The sequence below is a fragment of the Veillonella parvula genome (genome assembly GCF_018366295.1).
GTDB classification, from domain to species: Bacteria; Bacillota; Negativicutes; order Veillonellales; family Veillonellaceae; genus Veillonella; species Veillonella parvula_P.
In genome coordinates this window covers 159,979-175,744 of sequence record NZ_JAGZIJ010000001.1, presented here as the reverse complement: position 1 = coordinate 175,744, position 15,766 = coordinate 159,979, and the positions used below count along the sequence as shown (strand labels likewise).

16 protein-coding genes are annotated in these 15,766 nt (G+C 34.6%); 2 read left to right on the top strand and 14 right to left on the bottom strand.

The features are described from left to right. Window positions 1-18: 18 nt before the first annotated feature. The 6 genes from KHY58_RS00860 to KHY58_RS00835 form a co-directional block, all read right to left on the bottom strand. Entirely contained in the window at window positions 19-468 is a 450-nt protein-coding gene (locus tag KHY58_RS00860) for an ACT domain-containing protein (RefSeq protein ID WP_004695770.1), read from the bottom strand. Window positions 469-481: 13 nt separating this feature from the next. Next, window positions 482-1,474, bottom strand: a complete 993-nt coding sequence (locus KHY58_RS00855; RefSeq protein WP_120054765.1) for a lysylphosphatidylglycerol synthase transmembrane domain-containing protein — start codon at window positions 1,472-1,474, stop codon at window positions 482-484. Then, window positions 1,471-2,325: a ChbG/HpnK family deacetylase gene (locus tag KHY58_RS00850; protein ID WP_120054764.1), complete on the bottom strand. Its 855-nt coding sequence runs from the start codon at window positions 2,323-2,325 to the stop codon at window positions 1,471-1,473. The genes KHY58_RS00855 and KHY58_RS00850 overlap by 4 nt, the downstream gene beginning before the upstream one ends. 161 nt (window positions 2,326-2,486) lie before the next feature. Then, a complete protein-coding gene (locus KHY58_RS00845; protein ID WP_120054763.1) occupies window positions 2,487-3,281 on the bottom strand; it encodes a TrmH family RNA methyltransferase in 795 nt (264 codons plus the stop codon). A gap of 1 nt (window position 3,282) precedes the next feature. Continuing rightward, entirely contained in the window at window positions 3,283-5,028 is a 1,746-nt protein-coding gene (locus tag KHY58_RS00840; protein WP_278471544.1) for an ABC transporter ATP-binding protein, read from the bottom strand. Next, on the bottom strand, window positions 5,015-6,742 hold the full coding sequence (locus KHY58_RS00835) for an ABC transporter ATP-binding protein (RefSeq protein ID WP_120054761.1): 1,728 nt from the start codon (window positions 6,740-6,742) through the stop codon (window positions 5,015-5,017). Before KHY58_RS00835 ends, KHY58_RS00840 begins: the two co-directional genes overlap by 14 nt. A 407-nt stretch (window positions 6,743-7,149) precedes the next feature. On the opposite strand from KHY58_RS00835, the gene tpx reads away from it, so the two are divergent. Next, window positions 7,150-7,665, top strand: a complete 516-nt coding sequence (gene tpx, locus KHY58_RS00830; RefSeq protein ID WP_008600893.1) for a thiol peroxidase — start codon at window positions 7,150-7,152, stop codon at window positions 7,663-7,665. A gap of 107 nt (window positions 7,666-7,772) precedes the next feature. Continuing rightward, entirely contained in the window at window positions 7,773-8,168 is a 396-nt protein-coding gene (locus KHY58_RS00825) for a phosphate-starvation-inducible protein PsiE (protein WP_004695756.1), read from the top strand. A gap of 105 nt (window positions 8,169-8,273) precedes the next feature. Here KHY58_RS00825 and KHY58_RS00820 read toward each other — a convergent pair whose 3' ends face one another. The 8 genes from KHY58_RS00820 to dnaJ all read right to left on the bottom strand — a co-directional run bounded on the left by KHY58_RS00820 (window position 8,274) and on the right by dnaJ (window position 15,758). Beyond that, window positions 8,274-10,178 (bottom strand): glutamine synthetase, encoded by a 1,905-nt coding sequence (locus KHY58_RS00820; protein WP_004695754.1) that lies wholly within the window; start codon window positions 10,176-10,178, stop codon window positions 8,274-8,276. Between the two features lie 236 nt (window positions 10,179-10,414). Beyond that, window positions 10,415-10,858, bottom strand: coding sequence for a GatB/YqeY domain-containing protein (locus tag KHY58_RS00815; RefSeq protein WP_004695753.1), 444 nt, complete (start codon window positions 10,856-10,858; stop codon window positions 10,415-10,417). Window positions 10,859-10,940: 82 nt separating this feature from the next. Then, window positions 10,941-11,120, bottom strand: a complete 180-nt coding sequence (gene rpsU / locus KHY58_RS00810) for a 30S ribosomal protein S21 (protein ID WP_004695751.1) — start codon at window positions 11,118-11,120, stop codon at window positions 10,941-10,943. Between the two features lie 157 nt (window positions 11,121-11,277). Further along, on the bottom strand, window positions 11,278-11,622 hold the full coding sequence (locus KHY58_RS00805; RefSeq protein WP_004695748.1) for a histidine triad nucleotide-binding protein: 345 nt from the start codon (window positions 11,620-11,622) through the stop codon (window positions 11,278-11,280). An 11-nt stretch (window positions 11,623-11,633) separates the two neighbouring features. After that, a complete protein-coding gene (gene mtaB, locus KHY58_RS00800) occupies window positions 11,634-12,929 on the bottom strand; it encodes a tRNA (N(6)-L-threonylcarbamoyladenosine(37)-C(2))-methylthiotransferase MtaB (RefSeq protein ID WP_004695745.1) in 1,296 nt (431 codons plus the stop codon). A 24-nt stretch (window positions 12,930-12,953) separates the two neighbouring features. Next, entirely contained in the window at window positions 12,954-13,685 is a 732-nt protein-coding gene (locus KHY58_RS00795; protein WP_004695742.1) for an RsmE family RNA methyltransferase, read from the bottom strand. Continuing rightward, the gene (locus tag KHY58_RS00790) at window positions 13,682-14,545 is read right to left on the bottom strand and encodes a 50S ribosomal protein L11 methyltransferase (protein WP_008713878.1); all 864 of its coding nucleotides are present in this window, start codon (window positions 14,543-14,545) and stop codon (window positions 13,682-13,684) included. Before KHY58_RS00790 ends, KHY58_RS00795 begins: the two co-directional genes overlap by 4 nt. Window positions 14,546-14,600: 55 nt before the next feature. Further along, window positions 14,601-15,758, bottom strand: a complete 1,158-nt coding sequence (dnaJ, locus tag KHY58_RS00785) for a molecular chaperone DnaJ (protein WP_278471537.1) — start codon at window positions 15,756-15,758, stop codon at window positions 14,601-14,603. Between the last annotated feature and the right edge of the window lie 8 nt (window positions 15,759-15,766).

The following is a 15,766-nucleotide window of genomic DNA, read 5'->3' as shown; positions in this document are numbered from 1 at the left end:
CCTACTCTCTTAATTAGCCTATGCTTGGCCTAAAATCTCTACCTTTATAATACCCTTCATAGAGCGAATATCTAGCAATAAATCTTCTAATGAGCCTTGTAAATCCTTGGTTTCAAAAGAAATGCTACTATTCGCAATGCCTTGTAATGGAATATCTTGATTAATCGTTAAAATACTACCGTTACGTTCAGCAATGGCTTTCAAAACGCTTGATAACATACCAGATTCATTTGACATAGAAACATAAATACTAACAATTTTTCCTTGAGCAATTTCAAAAAATGGAAAAACATAATCCTTGTATTTATAATACGCAGATCGACTTAAATCCATTTTTTCAACTGCTTCGTTAATTGTTTTAACCTCACCTAGTTTTAGAATTTCTTTTACTTTTATCGTCTTTTTTATAGCCTCTGGTAAAATATCTTCTTGAACCAGATAAAATTTATCTTTTTTTGGTTTAGACATAGAGCACACTCCCTTATTGTTCTCTTGAAGTTTCTTGGGCAACGAATTGTCGTCCATATAATGTTAATACTGCATACATACCGATGAAGAATGGCATATACTCAGCCACAACACGCCATCCTACAGCGATGATGCCCACTGTTCCATTAGGTACAAAGGCACTAAATAATACTACAAATAGACCTTCTGCAATGCCTGTTCCCCCTGGGGTTGGTGCAAAATACAAAATAAGATTTAATAAAATCATGCGATCTAAAATATCGATAATAGGAATATCTGGTGTGAAAGCATACATTAAGGCGGGTGCAATACAATATAAGCATAATAAACTCAAACCAGATTCAATAAAAACTATTAAAGATTGGACAGGTTGTTTATAAAGTAAACCAAGACCTTGATTTAGTGTTTCTAATTTAGAAAGCCAATCTTTAGTGTTATGTGCTTTAAATCGTTGTGCTAGATTATAGACAAATTGACGCATATACTTAGTCTGTAATATATAAGTTCCCACTAAGGTTGCTATAACAGCAAGCACGGCAAAAATCAAAAGCATATCACGAGAGATATATGGAATTTCAATAGCATCTCGTAAGAATACTAATGGCAGCATAATGACCAAAAACATAATGGAAAATACGGTACGTATTAATACAATCGGTGTACCTTTAGATATAGGTACGCCATAACTTCTCAACACCAGTACTTGCGCGACAGCACCACCGCTAGCTCCAGGTGTCAACATAGCCATAAAATAATTACTAAAAATAACTCGTAGCACTGCTCGTATCGATAACTTGTAACCACCAATTTTTACGAGCCTTTGAAGTCGTAATCCATCAAAATACATACCTGCTACTAAAGCAACTAAAGCTAATAATAAGGAAATACTATTAAAAGATGATATGGCTTTCAATGCATCTAAATCAATAGTATAGTAAATAATACCAATTGATACAGCCAATAACAAGAGAAACATAAAGATGCCTCTCTTCATCATTTTACTCATACCAAGTCTCCATAATTAATGAGCTCTATATCATGTTGACTTATATATAATCGCGTATGACTGGAACAGAGTGCATGCAACTCATCTTCCCAATGATAACCCCAATTATAAAGCTTACTAAGAATACTACTATTACTACCTGGGTGAACCATCAATTCATGTGTACCAGAATGTTTATTTACCGCTTTTAGGATACCCATTAGAGATTTCTGATTTATATGACCTCCATTTACCATGCCCCAAAAATATTGGGTTGTAGTCATACAATTATTTCGTATGATTGGTCGCGCATTAGCCGCAACCGTTGATAAACCAACTTTACCAAGAAATCGAATTGGGGAATACATATAATTCATAAAACCAGTAGACTCATCGGGTATACGTATAGCATGTATACCAAAGGATTTTGCCTGTTCAATCACAATTGGCAATACCGTTGGTAACACATGCAAATGTTGATGTCCATCAATATGAGTTACCCTTAAGCCGGTATCCATTATTTGAGCTATTTGTGCATGAATCTCTTTACGTAATTCACTATAATTGATTTTGCCAGAGTAAATACGTTTAATAAATTCTACATAGTTCTCTGGAAATACACCTTCTGGTGTGAGAAGTGATGAAACTTCTGATGGATCACATACTGGTTTGACCCCACCCACCAAGGTAATATGAATACCAATGCCCAACTTAGGGTTTTGTTTTGCCATACTTACGGCTTCTGTAAAAGCTTCTCCTCCTGCCATTAAAGAGGTACTGGTAATAATACCTCTACGGTGACCATCAATAATACCAGCATTAACTGCACTATGAAGGCCAAAATCGTCTGCATTTACAATTAATTTGGACATAGTTATCTTCCTTTTCATGAAAAAAAGGGAGAACTTTGTTCTCCCACAAAGGATATATGTTATTTTACCAAATACACAACTAAAAAATCAATACAAAAGCCCTCTACTTGTTTACTAGTAGAGGACTTTTTATAAGGTCATAAAATTTTATCATATATATACTAAGGCATCAATTGTTCTTGTACTTTATACATACATAATGCAGCAGCTACGCTTACATTTAAGGATTCCATATCACCATACATAGGAATCATAATACGATTTGTACATAGATTCATAACTTCTGGTGTTACACCATTTCCTTCGTTTCCTAATACTAGCATAGTTCGCTTAGCATAACTTACAGTATGATAAGGATTGGAATGTTCTAAAGCTGTTACATAGCTAGTCATATTAGACTCGGTTACCATATCATGTAACAGAGATAAGGTAATGTCTTCATATAAAGGTATTTTATGTAAGGCGCTCATAGTACTGCGCACTGTCTTGTCATTAAAAGGGTCCACAGTTCCTTTCATCAAAAATATCCCTTTAACACCTGCTGCAACAGCAGTACGAATAATGGTACCTAGATTGCCGGGATCTTGAACACCATCTAATGTAATATATAAACCATCCACAATAGAAATTGATTCAATATCATATGTAGGCTTTGATACAATAGCAACTACACCTTGTCCATTTACGGTATTATCTACTTTATCAAACACTGGATCTTGTGCGATATATTTAGGTACAGATTGAACAGTATCTAAGTCTAATAAATCTAATATATTTTTATCTTGCGCTTTAGATTCACGTATAACGATTGTTTTTACTGCACCCATAGCTGCAATATCTCGAATAGAGCGAATGCCTTCAACGATGTACTCTCCATTTTTTTGGCGATTTTTACGTTGCCTTAATGAGATAATTCGCTTAATCGTTTTATTATCTTTAGATTGGATAAATTCCATACTAACTCCCACTGTGTTGATTATTCCATAGATTATAAAAGGCCCCTTTTAAGTTGATAAGCTCATTAAAAGATCCTTTTTCTATTATTTTACCATATTCCATATACACTATTTTATTGGCATCTTCTACTGTTGAAAGACGATGAGCAATACTTACGATTGTTTTACTACCTCGAATATTTTCAATACTTGCTTGAATTTGCTTCTCCGTATGACTATCGATATTAGCCGTTGCTTCATCTAGCAATAGAATTGGTGTTTTTTTAATCAAGGTACGGCCAAAAGCCAATAATTGTTTTTGCCCATCAGATAATAAGGAGCCTAAATAACCAACCGGTGTCTCATACCCTTCCGGAAGTTGTTCAATCATAGAATCCAAATTAACTTGTTTTGCTGCATTGATCATTTCCTCATTAGAAATTGATGTATCAAAAAGTGTTAAGTTATCTCTAATGGAACCCTTAAATAGATAAGCTTGCTGAAAAACATATCCCATTAAATGGCGAAGCACAGAATTGTCATATTTGGTAATATTTATACCGTTGATATAGATAGTCCCTCTTGTTGGTTTGTAGACCCCCATCAACAATGCTAAAAGTGTAGATTTACCACTACCAGAAGGACCTACAATCCCTATGAATTCTCCAGCTTTAATGTTTAATGTAAAGTCTTCTAGCGCATAAATGTCGTTATTATTATAGGAAAACCACACATGCTCAAATTCAATGGTCTCTATATGTTTAAATTCATCAGGAACTTCATTAGCCATCTGACGCTCTTCTTCCTCTAATAAGGGAACTAATCTTTCAGCACCAGCTAATGCACTTTGTAGTGAGTTATATTTATCTGCAATTTCCTTTAATGGTTGGAAGAATCGGTCCATATATTGGATAAAGGCAAATACTGTACCAGCGTCAGCTACAGAGTCTATTAAATTCGTAGTTGTAAAAATAACAATTAACGCAACAAAGAATAGACCATCTACGAGTGGTCTAAAAATAGAAAATGTAGTAACTTCAAAAAGGCCTGCTTCTAAGAAACCTTTATTAACAGTATTATAACGTTCCTCAATTGCTTTTTCGCCACCATAGGATTTTACGATTACAATATAATTTAACAGTTCCTTGATACTCGCATTAGATGCAGCTACAGAGCGTCTTACCTGACGAAATGCTTTGCGGGAAAACTTTTGAAACACCCAAATAATTCCACCCATTATAGGTAATAAAATTGTCATGATGATAGCTAGGGGTACATTAATAGCATACATAAATCCTAATATACCAATAATCATCAAACCGCTACTAGATAAATTCAAAATTACATCTGTATATAATGTACGTAATGACTCTACATCATTAGTGATGCGAGTTACCCAATTGCCAATCGGCAACTTATAAAATTCATCATGTGGTTTATTAAGAATCTTTTTAAAGACAATACTACGAATATTATAAATTATTTTTTGACCAAAACTTTTTAAAAAATAATTCTCTACAAAAATAAATAAAACACTACCAATTATAGTAAGTCCATACATTAGAGCATAGTATTCAATAACAGCGATATCATTAGTGGCAAAGCCAAGATCGATGACTTGCTTTGTTATATACGGTCGTAAAAGTAATAGCACTAAATTTCCTGCTAGCGCAACCGTTGCTAATAATAGAATACCTAAATAAGGCTTAATGTAGCCAGTTATATAGGAGAACAAAGCCCAGTCATTTCTTAGATTACGCTTCTTCATAATGGGCCTCTCCTTTCTGCGCTTCATATAAGGTGCGGTATAAACCATTGTTAGCTAATAATTCTTTATGAGTACCTTCTTCTACGATACGCCCCTCATCGAATACTAGAATTTTATCTGCTTTCTCTACAACCTCTAATCGCTGTGAAATACATAAAATTGTTTGTTCTTTTACATTATGTAATGTATTTAAAATAGTTGTAACTGTTACTGCATCTAAAGCAGAAAAACAATCATCTAGCAATAAATATGGTGCATTTTTATAAAAGCCGCGAGCCATATTGATTCGCTGCTTTTGTCCACCTGATAAATCATGACCTTCTTCAGCGAGCTCATGTAAATCATCGTTTAACAAATCGCCTAAATCTCTATATAAGTCTGCCTTTTGTGCCGCAACCTCTACAGTTTCGTGCATAGGTAAATTTTTACCAAATTTAATATTATCTGCAATGGTCGTACTTAAAAGGTAAGATTGTGTTGGCACATAAGCAATTGAGTTTCTAAGTTTTGATAAAGAAACAGCAGCTAAATCTTGATTACCAAAATAAATGGACTGTTCCGGACATTCTTGTAATCCAATAAGCAATTTAAACAATGTACTTTTACCAGAACCAGGTTTGCCAACTAAACCAATAAAAGAGCCTTTCGGTATTGTCGTTGTCACTTGAGATAATGCATGACCTTTAGAGTTTTCATAATTAAAATCTAAGTATCGGATGTGAATATCCTCAAGTGGCAATACCTCATCGGTATCATCTATTGTTTCAGTGGGCAAATGCAAGAAATCCATGATACGATCTAAAGAAGCAAGACCTTTTTGTACAATAGAAATAAGGCCTCCAAAGCCTATTAAAGGCCCTACAATTAACATTATAAAAGAATTGATTGTAACAAATTCGCCTATAGTCATTTTACCTTCTACAGCTAAATGTCCACAAATAAAAATACTAATACTGATACAGATAAAGGGTGCAATTCTTGTTAACGGTGTTAATATTGCATCTAGTAGTGCAACATCCATATTCTTCTTATAATTAAGTTTATTTATTTTTTCAAAAGAGTTAGATATAATGCTTTCACGATTAAAAGCGCGAATAACATCCATCCCTTGAAATAGCTCTTGTCCAAACTCTGTTAAATCGCTATAAGTAGCTTGTGCACTACGTTGTTTAATACGTAGCTTTCTGCCTAGTACAAATATAGTCACAATAATTAAGAATACAGGTGTCATAATTTTAAAAGCTAATACAGTATTAATCTTTTGAATTAATATTATGGAGCCCACAACGGAATAGAAAATAATATCCACTACAATCATTACACCTAGACCAAGGGCAACACGTAACGATGTTACATCGTTAGTCATGAGCGCCATAACCTTACCAGGTCCATTAGCCTCATAGTACGTTGTTTTTACTTGTAATGCTTTACTACACAAAATCTCACGAAAAAGATACTCCATGCGACGAATAGATCCTAATAGGGTTCTACGTGAAATAACTTTCAAAATAGTGATAATAATAAATAATAAAATAAAATAATAAATATAAGTAACTAAACCTTCCTTATTATTGCTCAATGTATCTATAGCATTGCCAATGAATTGAGGAACAAATAAAAAAGCCACATCAATTGCCATCAACATAGTTAAGCCAATGGCATAGATCCAGCCTTCACGCCGGAAAAACTGCATAAATAAATCTATTGGTTTCATAGGTCCTCTCTAATATATTCTATTAAGTCTAATTAAAATCATTGCCTATATAATCATTAGTATTATTATATTGTAATTGAATTTGAATCAATACTGTAAAAGCTAAATCAACAAACTTTATTATGTTAACTTTACTCTTTATAGTATACACATTTTTTATAATACATTAATACACCTATATGTATAATAGTTAGATTAAATATTTTTATCACAGCAGTAGTTGTATTTCAACAATATAAGTTAAATGACCTCTTTAAATTTTAATGGTAATCAATCTTAAAGTTTTTTCTAAATTAATACTATATCGAATTTTTTAGTTTACTTATAGTAATGTAAATGTTATACTATGCATATAAAGAAATTTTATCTTACATAATTAGAATTAAAACTCTTAGGAGGAATAAAACATGGAAAAACGTACTGGCGTAGTAACATTTGCAGGTGGCCCTATCACATTAGTTGGCCCAGAAATTAAAGTAGGTCAACAAGCTCCAGACTTCACTGTATTGAGTAATGACTTGCAAGCTAAAACTTTAAAAGACTTCGAAGGTAAAGTAAAAGTTATCTCCGTTGTTCCTTCCCTTGATACAGGTGTTTGTGATGCTCAAACTCGTTGGTTCAACCAAGATGCAACAGCTCTTTCCGAAGATGTAGTCGTATTGACAATTTCTATGGACTTACCATTCGCTCAAAAACGTTGGTGTGGTGCTGCGGGCGTAGATAAAGTTATTACTTTGTCTGACCACAAAGATGCTTCCTTCGGTGAAAACTACGGTTTCTTGATTGAAGAGCTTCGTCTTTTAACTCGTGGCGTTGTAGTAATCAACAAAGATAACAAAGTAACTTATGTTGAATATGTACCAGAAGTAACTCAAGCAGTTAACTTCGATGCTGCATTAGAAGCTATTAAAGCTGATATCTAATCTTAAGATTTTTGCTAATAGCTTAATATAAAGGTAAAAAGACCGTACGGTGTACGGTCTTTTTTATGTAGTATAGTATTTAGATTTTTATTGTAGGTGAATTATATATGTGGATTCGTATTTCTAAACTATTATTAACGATAAAAAATATAGCCCTTGTAGGCGTTGGTATTGCACTTTGTATTGCACTTATTAATACATTGATTAGTCTTGTCTATGTTACGTGGGCGAATATTCAAGGTTATAGTACATACTCTTTATTGATTGAAGAACTAATTACCTTCTTTCTATACTTTGAGTTTATTGCACTCATCGTTAAATATTTTAAAAATAACTTCCACTTTCCGCTTAACTTCTTTTTATACATTGGCATAACTGCAATTGTAAGACTTCTAATTATCAATCATGAATCATCATTTGATAATTTAATTTGGTCTGTTGCAATTTTTGTACTTGTATGTAGCTTAGTATTAGTAGAAAAATTTATTGGACATAACGAATAAAATTTAAATCGTTTTGTTTGAATATATCTAATTTATTTAGATATATTTAAATGAAAAATGGCCTCTACCGTAGTAGAGGCCATTTTTATTAATAAATTGATTTTATTAGAAGATATTTTTAGCGTAGTTAGCGTACTTAGCTTCTAATTCTTCCATTTTATCATTCATTTCGATTTGTAATTGGGATGCTAAATCATATTCACCATCATTAAGTGCATCAATTAAACGAGTGAATAAGGATTTACGATCATCACTATCTTTCGCAAGGTAGAAACGTAAGTCATTAACTTCTGCAAAGCGTTTATCATCTACACTATTTCGGCTGTCAGTATGAATTGCAACCATGCTACGAACTGTATCCAAATTGTTTGGGATTAAGCGGTTAGCCAATACTAGTTTCCAGCGTTTAAGAATGGAGGCAATAAAGGAGTCCATTAAATCTTTAGCAAATGCATTGCCTTGAGCCAATGTTTCTACTAATTCAGGATTATTTTGGTAACCCTTTATGTTTTCCCATACAGTAGCTGGAGCAACACCAAACATTTGATTACGTTCTTCTTGTGTGAAATCATCAAACACATCTTTTTCAGTACGGTATGCACGATTTGTAGCAAGATAATCAGATGTTTCACCTACTTCTTTGGAAAGCTCTGCTTCCAATTGAGCTTGTGTTTTACCAGATGTAATGGCATATTTCATACCATCAAATGCAGAAATAAAGATCAACGCTAAAGCAGTATATGTATTGGTGTAAGGATTTGGAGAACGCAATTCATAACGTGTCGCCATAGGATTATCGATATCTCGAATTAAACCGCAAAGGATTGTACGGTTACGGCTAGGTTCAGATGGATCAGTACCTAAAGATGTAACAATACATACTGGCGCTTCAAACCCAGGTTTTAAACGGTTTAAAGAATCTGTTGTAGAGCTGATGAATGGATTAATGGCTTCATAGTGTTTTAAAAGTCCCATAATTGCACCAATGCCTAAAGAGCTAGCAGATTCTTTACGCATATCTTCTGGGCTAAATAAGTTAACAACTTTACCAGATTTTAATTTAGCCATAACACCAAAATGAGTATGTTCACCAGAACCAGCTACACCAATTATTGGTTTTGCATTAAATGTTACATCAAGACCATTTTCACGGAATACTTCACGAACAATGATACGAGCTTGTAATTCATTATCTGCTGTTTGTAATGGATTATTTGAGAATTTCCAGTCGATTTCTAATTGTTCTAATACAACGGCTTCATGACCATCTTCATCAAGTTTAGCTTTAACGCCACCTACTTCTTTATGACCCATTTCAGCAACCATACCATATCTATCAAGACGTTCAACAGCTTGTTCTAATGCAGTGCGAACTGTACCATGAGTACGTTGCCAGTATTGTTCTTGTAATTTTTGGGATACGGATAATTCTTTTTTGGTAACTGTTCTAGATGGAGTTTTTACCCAGAATTCTAGTTCTGTTGCAGATGTGAAAATGATATCTACAACTTCATCAGCTTTCACATGCGGCATACCAGGTAAACCATGTTCTTTAATCAAAGCCAATAATTCAGCACGTACATAGTCGCAGCTGCGTTTTAAAATAGAACGAGAATCTACATAGCGATAGTTATGCATCAAGAATGCAGGAATACGAAGTGTACCAGTTGGTAATCCTGTAACAGGATCAATATTTTCGTAGTTGTAATCAACAAACCAGTTTACACTTGGATCGCCCCACATATCTACACGAGCATTATTTAATGTAGCAATATTTGTAAGTACTACAGAGGAACCATCTGTTTGAACAGCACGACCTTCAAAGAAAGATTCGTAGTCATCGAAGAATGCTGACATAGGAATCTTTTCATCAGTATCATTACCTGCTAAGTCAATACCTACAAGAGATACGAACTTGATTTCAGGATGTTGTTCTAATAATGCAAGAACGCCTTCTTTCCCATATTGACCCGCCGGAATGTAATATAATAATTCGTTAGTTGTCGACATATTTGTTCCTCCTAAAAGAAAAAGACTCCAACAAATAAATATATAAATCTATATATCTAAAGTGGAGTCTTCGTTGACCAATTATTTTATTGAGTTCATATTATCATATGTTGAAAATATATGTCAATAACTTTCTATAGAATTTCATTATTCTTTTAAAGTTACATCTAACACATCCAATACTATCAACTTTAATCAATAACTGTATATAGAATGGTCGTTGATATCACTATATATTATCCAAGTAATTCTTTAACAATATTATTGACAACCTTACCATCTGCACGCCCTTTTGTTTTTGGCATTACATGTTTCATAACATTGCCCATATTTACGTTATCACCACATGCAGCAATGGCTTCTTGTACAATTGTACGAATTTCATCTTCTTTCAATTGCTCTGGTAAGTATTTTTGCAATACAGCCATTTCTTCTTTTACATGACTAATTAAGTCCTCACGTCCCGCTTTTTCAAATTCTGTTAAGGAATCTTGACGAGTTTTCATTTCTTTAGCTAAAATGCCAAGAATGCCAGCATCATCTAGCTCAATTTTGTCATTGATTTCTGTATTTTTTATGGCACTATTGACCATACGAATTACAGATAACGCTGTTTTACCTTCTTCACGAGCTTTCATAGCTGCTTTCATATCTTCCTTTAATTGATCTTTTAAACTCATATTTCCTCCTTATGTATATAATAAAGAAACCCTAATTCTGGATTTCATAAAGCCATGAAAAGGCAGAATTAGGGTAATCATCTTATGCTCTGAATTTGCGTTTTCTTGCTGCTTCAGATTTTTTCTTTCTTTTTACGCTTGGTTTTTCATAGTGTTCGCGTTTTCTTACTTCAGACAAAACACCCGCTTTTTGGCAGGAGCGTTTGAATCGACGAAGAGCACTTTCAAGCGTTTCGTTTTTACCGACTTTGATTTCAGACATCTATATCCCTCCCTCCAAAAATAATCTCGGGAAGTGCTGATAATTTACATACGCACATATAATATTATATGTATAGGTATAGATGTTGTCAATATTTTCAAGTATATTTTATAGGTTTTTTAATGAGTATTATAAAAAGAATGCATAATACTCAAAATTAGGCTTCTGGCCAGCCCATCTCTTCTCCACCTAAAAGGTGTGCATGCATATGGAATACAGTTTGGCCTGCTTTTTCACCAGTATTAAAAATTAAACGATATCCATCTTTAGAGATACCAAGCTCTTTTGCTACATCACGAACAAATGGCAGTAACCCTTCAACATAATCTGCATTCTTTTCATTAAGATGTGCAATATTAGACACGTGATTTTTAGGTACGATTAATACATGAACTTTTTTTACAGGTTGAATATCATAAAAAGCATAGAATTTATCATTTTCTAACACTTTTTTAGACGGAATTTCACCATTGATAATTTTGCAAAAAATGCAGTCACTCATAATCTAACTCCTTACTCAATAATTAAATAATTATCTTCTAAACCTACAACAGTTCCACCAACGAGATCACCAATTTTACGTGTCCCATCAGACTTAACTTTACCATTTATATATTCATTTGTTAAGCCCATATAGTATCCATTCTCTTCCTTTTCGATGAGAATCTCACCAGGCTTACCAATGCGAGATTTTGCGTATCGTTCATAACCAGATTGGCTAAGGCCATTTAAAAGTGCTACACGAGTCTTCTTAACAGCTTCTGGTACTTGATCCGCCATGGTGGCTGCAGGTGTACCCTCACGAATGGAGTATGGGAAGGCATGAATGTGCGTAAATCCAATTTCACGTACTGTATTCAATGTTTCTTCGAAGTCTTCATCAGTTTCTTGAGGGAAACCAGCAATAATATCAGTTGTAATTGATAAATCTTTAATACGAGAACGTAAACTTGTAATTAAATCTTTATATTCTTGTAATGTATAATGGCGTTTCATCAACTTTAATACATGATCAGAACCAGCTTGTAATGGTAAATGTAAATGAGGACAAACACGTTTATTGGTAGCCATTAATTCTACTAACTCATCAGAAACCTCTACGGATTCAATGGACCCGAAACGAATGCGGTATAAATTAGGAATCTCTAATAAAGCTTTTACCACATCAGCTAATGTTGGACGACCTGGTAATTCGACACCGTAATTACCCAAATGTATACCAGTTAATACGATTTCATGGAATCCATGATCTACTAAACGTTTTGCCTCTTGTACAATATCATCAACTTTACGAGATTTTAATTTTCCTCGAGTATAAGGAATGATACAAAAGGCGCAATAGTTATTACAACCTTCTTGAATTTTCATGAACGCACGAGCTTTGTCAGATTCATTACCATATAACGGCATTTCCTCGAAGTTAGATTCCTTCATGATATCCCGAACAGCATTGATTTGTCGTTCTGTAGATTCTAATTGCTCTACTAATTCAACAATTTTAGAGCGATTATTTGTACCAATAACGAGATTAACACCATCTATAGCGGCAATCGCATCTGGATCAAGCTGAGCATAACAACCAGTTACAATAACATAGGCATCTTCATTTTGACGCTTTGCCTTGCGGATTAATTGACGGGATTTCTTTTCCCCCATATTCGTTACAGAACAGGTATTAATTACATATATATCAGCTTTTTCATCGAAGTCTACCGCTTCGTAATTATTTTGTAAAAATAAACCTTTCATGGCATCTGTATCATATTGGTTTACGCGACACCCTAAGGTTGTAAAAGCAACGGTTTTCATTGCACCTCTCTATTCTTATTTAATTTATAATTCTAATTCATATCGAATCATCGCTAACGATCCAATAGCAGCAGTTTCAGCCCGTAAAATTGTATTTCCCAGCGATACTGATTTTCCACCATATTTTATAATAGCATTGATTTCCTTCTCTTGATAGCCCCCTTCAGGACCTATACAAATTAAAACATCAGTTACAGACTTATCGGAATGTAAAGTTTTAAGTACATCTTTGATAGTCTGACCTGCTTCATTTTCATAGGCTACCAATTTCAACGCCTCAGATTCAATGTCTAATGCTTGTAAAAGCGTCTCTCCTACTACTAGTGTAGGCAAGTGATTTCGTCCACATTGTTGAGCTGCTTCTAGCATTATTTTTTCCCAACGATTTACTTTTGATTGAAGCTTTTTTTCATCATATTTAGCTACGCAGTTAGCTGTGGGCACAAGATAAATTGTATCCACATTTAACTCCGTCGCCTTTTGTAACACCCATTCTAGCTTTTCACCTTTTAATAATGATTGAACTAGAATAGTACGATACGATGCTAGATTTCCTTCTACATATTCAATCAGTTTTGCTTGAGCTTTACCATCTACTTCTGCTGTAATTTGATATGTACCACAACGATTGTCGCTGCCGGTTACAGTTATAGGCTTCTCCATATTATGGCGAAATACATGTAGTACATGATGGGTTACATCTTTTGGTAATTCTATTATTTCATCTAATGGTGTAGGAATAAAAATCTTTTTCATCGTTTTTCTAGCGCAAACGTATGCCAAGGCCCTGCAACGCGCTCCTCAATAATATGCCAATGAGCCTCAATATATGGCATGATTTCATCATAACGATCATCAATAATGCCACTAATAATCAAAATGCCCCTATCATCCAGTTTCTTACCAATTTGAGGTAATAGTATTTTAAGGGGATCCACTGTTAGATTAGCTAAAATTAATTGGGCAGTACCATTGAAATCACTATCCAAATTACCACAAATGATTTCAGCAGATACATGATTATTCTCACAGTTAATTCTAGCTTGATTTGCAGCATACTCTTCTATATCTATACCAACTAAATTTTTAATACCTAAATGGGCTGCTACTAATAAAAGAATACCTGTGCCAGTACCAATATCCAAACAAGTAACTGTATCAAGATCCATAGATTTACTATAGGATTTTAATAGCTCTGCACAAGTCCGTGTCGTCTCATGAGACCCGGTACCAAAGGAAATATCTGAATCAATTTCAATAATAATTTTATTATCTACATTATTGTATTCCTGCCATGCTGGTTTAATGATTAAGTTAGGTAAAATTTCTGTAGGTTCAATATACTGTTGCCAAGAGTTTAACCAAGTTGACTCATCAAGAATATCTGTATCTATTGATATAACCTTGATATTGGCCTCAGTAAGCCGTTTTACTAAATCCGCCTTAATCATATTCATATCGAGTGATATATCAGCATACATAGTTAATTTTATTAAATTAGGCTGATTTTCAACATCTTCTTCTATAATTCCATTGTCTGCATAATCGTCAAAAAGAGTAGTCACCTCATCGGTGGCTACTCTTTCACAGACAATGGATACTTCTATCCATTGCATATATGCTCCTTTATAGGGAATGTGATGGAACAAACCATTCCTTCACATGAGCTGTTCATTTAGTCAAACAGTCCTTGATTTTTTCAAAGAGACTTTTGCTCACTTGTAAGTTATTTACATCTTCATTACTTTCATTTGCAAAGCGTAACAATAGCTCACGTTGAGTGTCTGTCAACTTCTTAGGCGTTTGGACGGTTACCACAATGTGTTGGTCACCCCTTTGGTTAGGGTTACGCAAATATGGTATACCTTTGCCCTTTACGCGGAATGCCGTTCCCGTTTGAGTACCTTCCGGAATCTTTAACTCTACTTTACCATCTAAAGTGTTAACTTGTATAGTCGCACCAAGAGCAGCTTGAGCAAAGCTAATATTTACACGGCTAATAACGTCATTACCATTTCGTTCAAATTCCTTGTGAGGACGAACAAAGATATATACATAGAGATCCCCTTTAGGACCGCCTAAAATACCAGGTTCCCCTTCATTGGCTACACGTAAACGAGATCCGCTATCTACACCAGCTGGAATTTTAATGGAAATCTTCCGTTTAGCCAACATTTCGCCAGTACCACGGCATTTAGAGCAAGGTTTTTCAATGCTTTTACCCGTACCATGACAGCGGGAACAAGTGCGAACGGACTGCATACGTCCAAATGGAGTATTTTGAATAACCGCTTCTTGACCAGAACCATGACAGTTTGGACAAGTATCGACACGAGAGCCTGGTTCACCACCAGTACCATGACAGTGATCACATTCTTCATGACGATGCACTTCAATTTCCATAGATTTACCAAAGGCTGCATCTTCAAAGGAAATATCGATATCTTCACGCAAGTCATTACCTTTTTGAGGGCCTTGTTGTTGGCGTCCACCACCAAACATGCCACCAAAAATGTCGCCAAAGATATCACCAAAGTCTCCAGCTTGACCACCGAAACCGCCAAAGCCGCCTTGGAAACCACCGGCACCAGCGCCGCCTCCTTGTTTGAAGGCGTCGTGGCCGAATTGGTCATATTGAGCTTTTTTAGTTTCATCAGACAAGACTTCATAAGCTTCGTTAGCTTCTTTAAACTTTGCTTCCGCTTCCTTTGGATTATCTTTATTTACATCTGGGTGGTATTGGCGTGCCTTTTTACGGAAGGCTTTTTTGATTTCATCTTGAGAGGCATTTTTACTAACCCCTAGGATGTCATAATAATCTCGTGCCATTCGTTACC

Bases quoted from the DNA above. Each gene is read 5' to 3' on its own strand.
- KHY58_RS00860 (WP_004695770.1), bottom strand. From the start codon at position 468: ATGTCTAAACCAAAAAAAGATAAATTTTATCTGGTTCAAGAAGATATT.
- KHY58_RS00855 (WP_120054765.1), bottom strand. From the start codon at position 1,474: ATGAGTAAAATGATGAAGAGAGGCATCTTTATGTTTCTCTTGTTATTG.
- KHY58_RS00850 (WP_120054764.1), bottom strand. From the start codon at position 2,325: ATGTCCAAATTAATTGTAAATGCAGACGATTTTGGCCTTCATAGTGCA.
- KHY58_RS00845 (WP_120054763.1), bottom strand. From the start codon at position 3,281: ATGGAATTTATCCAATCTAAAGATAATAAAACGATTAAGCGAATTATC.
- KHY58_RS00840 (WP_278471544.1), bottom strand. From the start codon at position 5,028: ATGAAGAAGCGTAATCTAAGAAATGACTGGGCTTTGTTCTCCTATATA.
- KHY58_RS00835 (WP_120054761.1), bottom strand. From the start codon at position 6,742: ATGAAACCAATAGATTTATTTATGCAGTTTTTCCGGCGTGAAGGCTGG.
- tpx (WP_008600893.1), top strand. From the start codon at position 7,150: ATGGAAAAACGTACTGGCGTAGTAACATTTGCAGGTGGCCCTATCACA.
- KHY58_RS00825 (WP_004695756.1), top strand. From the start codon at position 7,773: ATGTGGATTCGTATTTCTAAACTATTATTAACGATAAAAAATATAGCC.
- KHY58_RS00820 (WP_004695754.1), bottom strand. From the start codon at position 10,178: ATGTCGACAACTAACGAATTATTATATTACATTCCGGCGGGTCAATAT.
- KHY58_RS00815 (WP_004695753.1), bottom strand. From the start codon at position 10,858: ATGAGTTTAAAAGATCAATTAAAGGAAGATATGAAAGCAGCTATGAAA.
- rpsU (WP_004695751.1), bottom strand. From the start codon at position 11,120: ATGTCTGAAATCAAAGTCGGTAAAAACGAAACGCTTGAAAGTGCTCTT.
- KHY58_RS00805 (WP_004695748.1), bottom strand. From the start codon at position 11,622: ATGAGTGACTGCATTTTTTGCAAAATTATCAATGGTGAAATTCCGTCT.
- mtaB (WP_004695745.1), bottom strand. From the start codon at position 12,929: ATGAAAACCGTTGCTTTTACAACCTTAGGGTGTCGCGTAAACCAATAT.
- KHY58_RS00795 (WP_004695742.1), bottom strand. From the start codon at position 13,685: ATGAAAAAGATTTTTATTCCTACACCATTAGATGAAATAATAGAATTA.
- KHY58_RS00790 (WP_008713878.1), bottom strand. From the start codon at position 14,545: ATGCAATGGATAGAAGTATCCATTGTCTGTGAAAGAGTAGCCACCGAT.
- dnaJ (WP_278471537.1), bottom strand. From the start codon at position 15,758: ATGGCACGAGATTATTATGACATCCTAGGGGTTAGTAAAAATGCCTCT.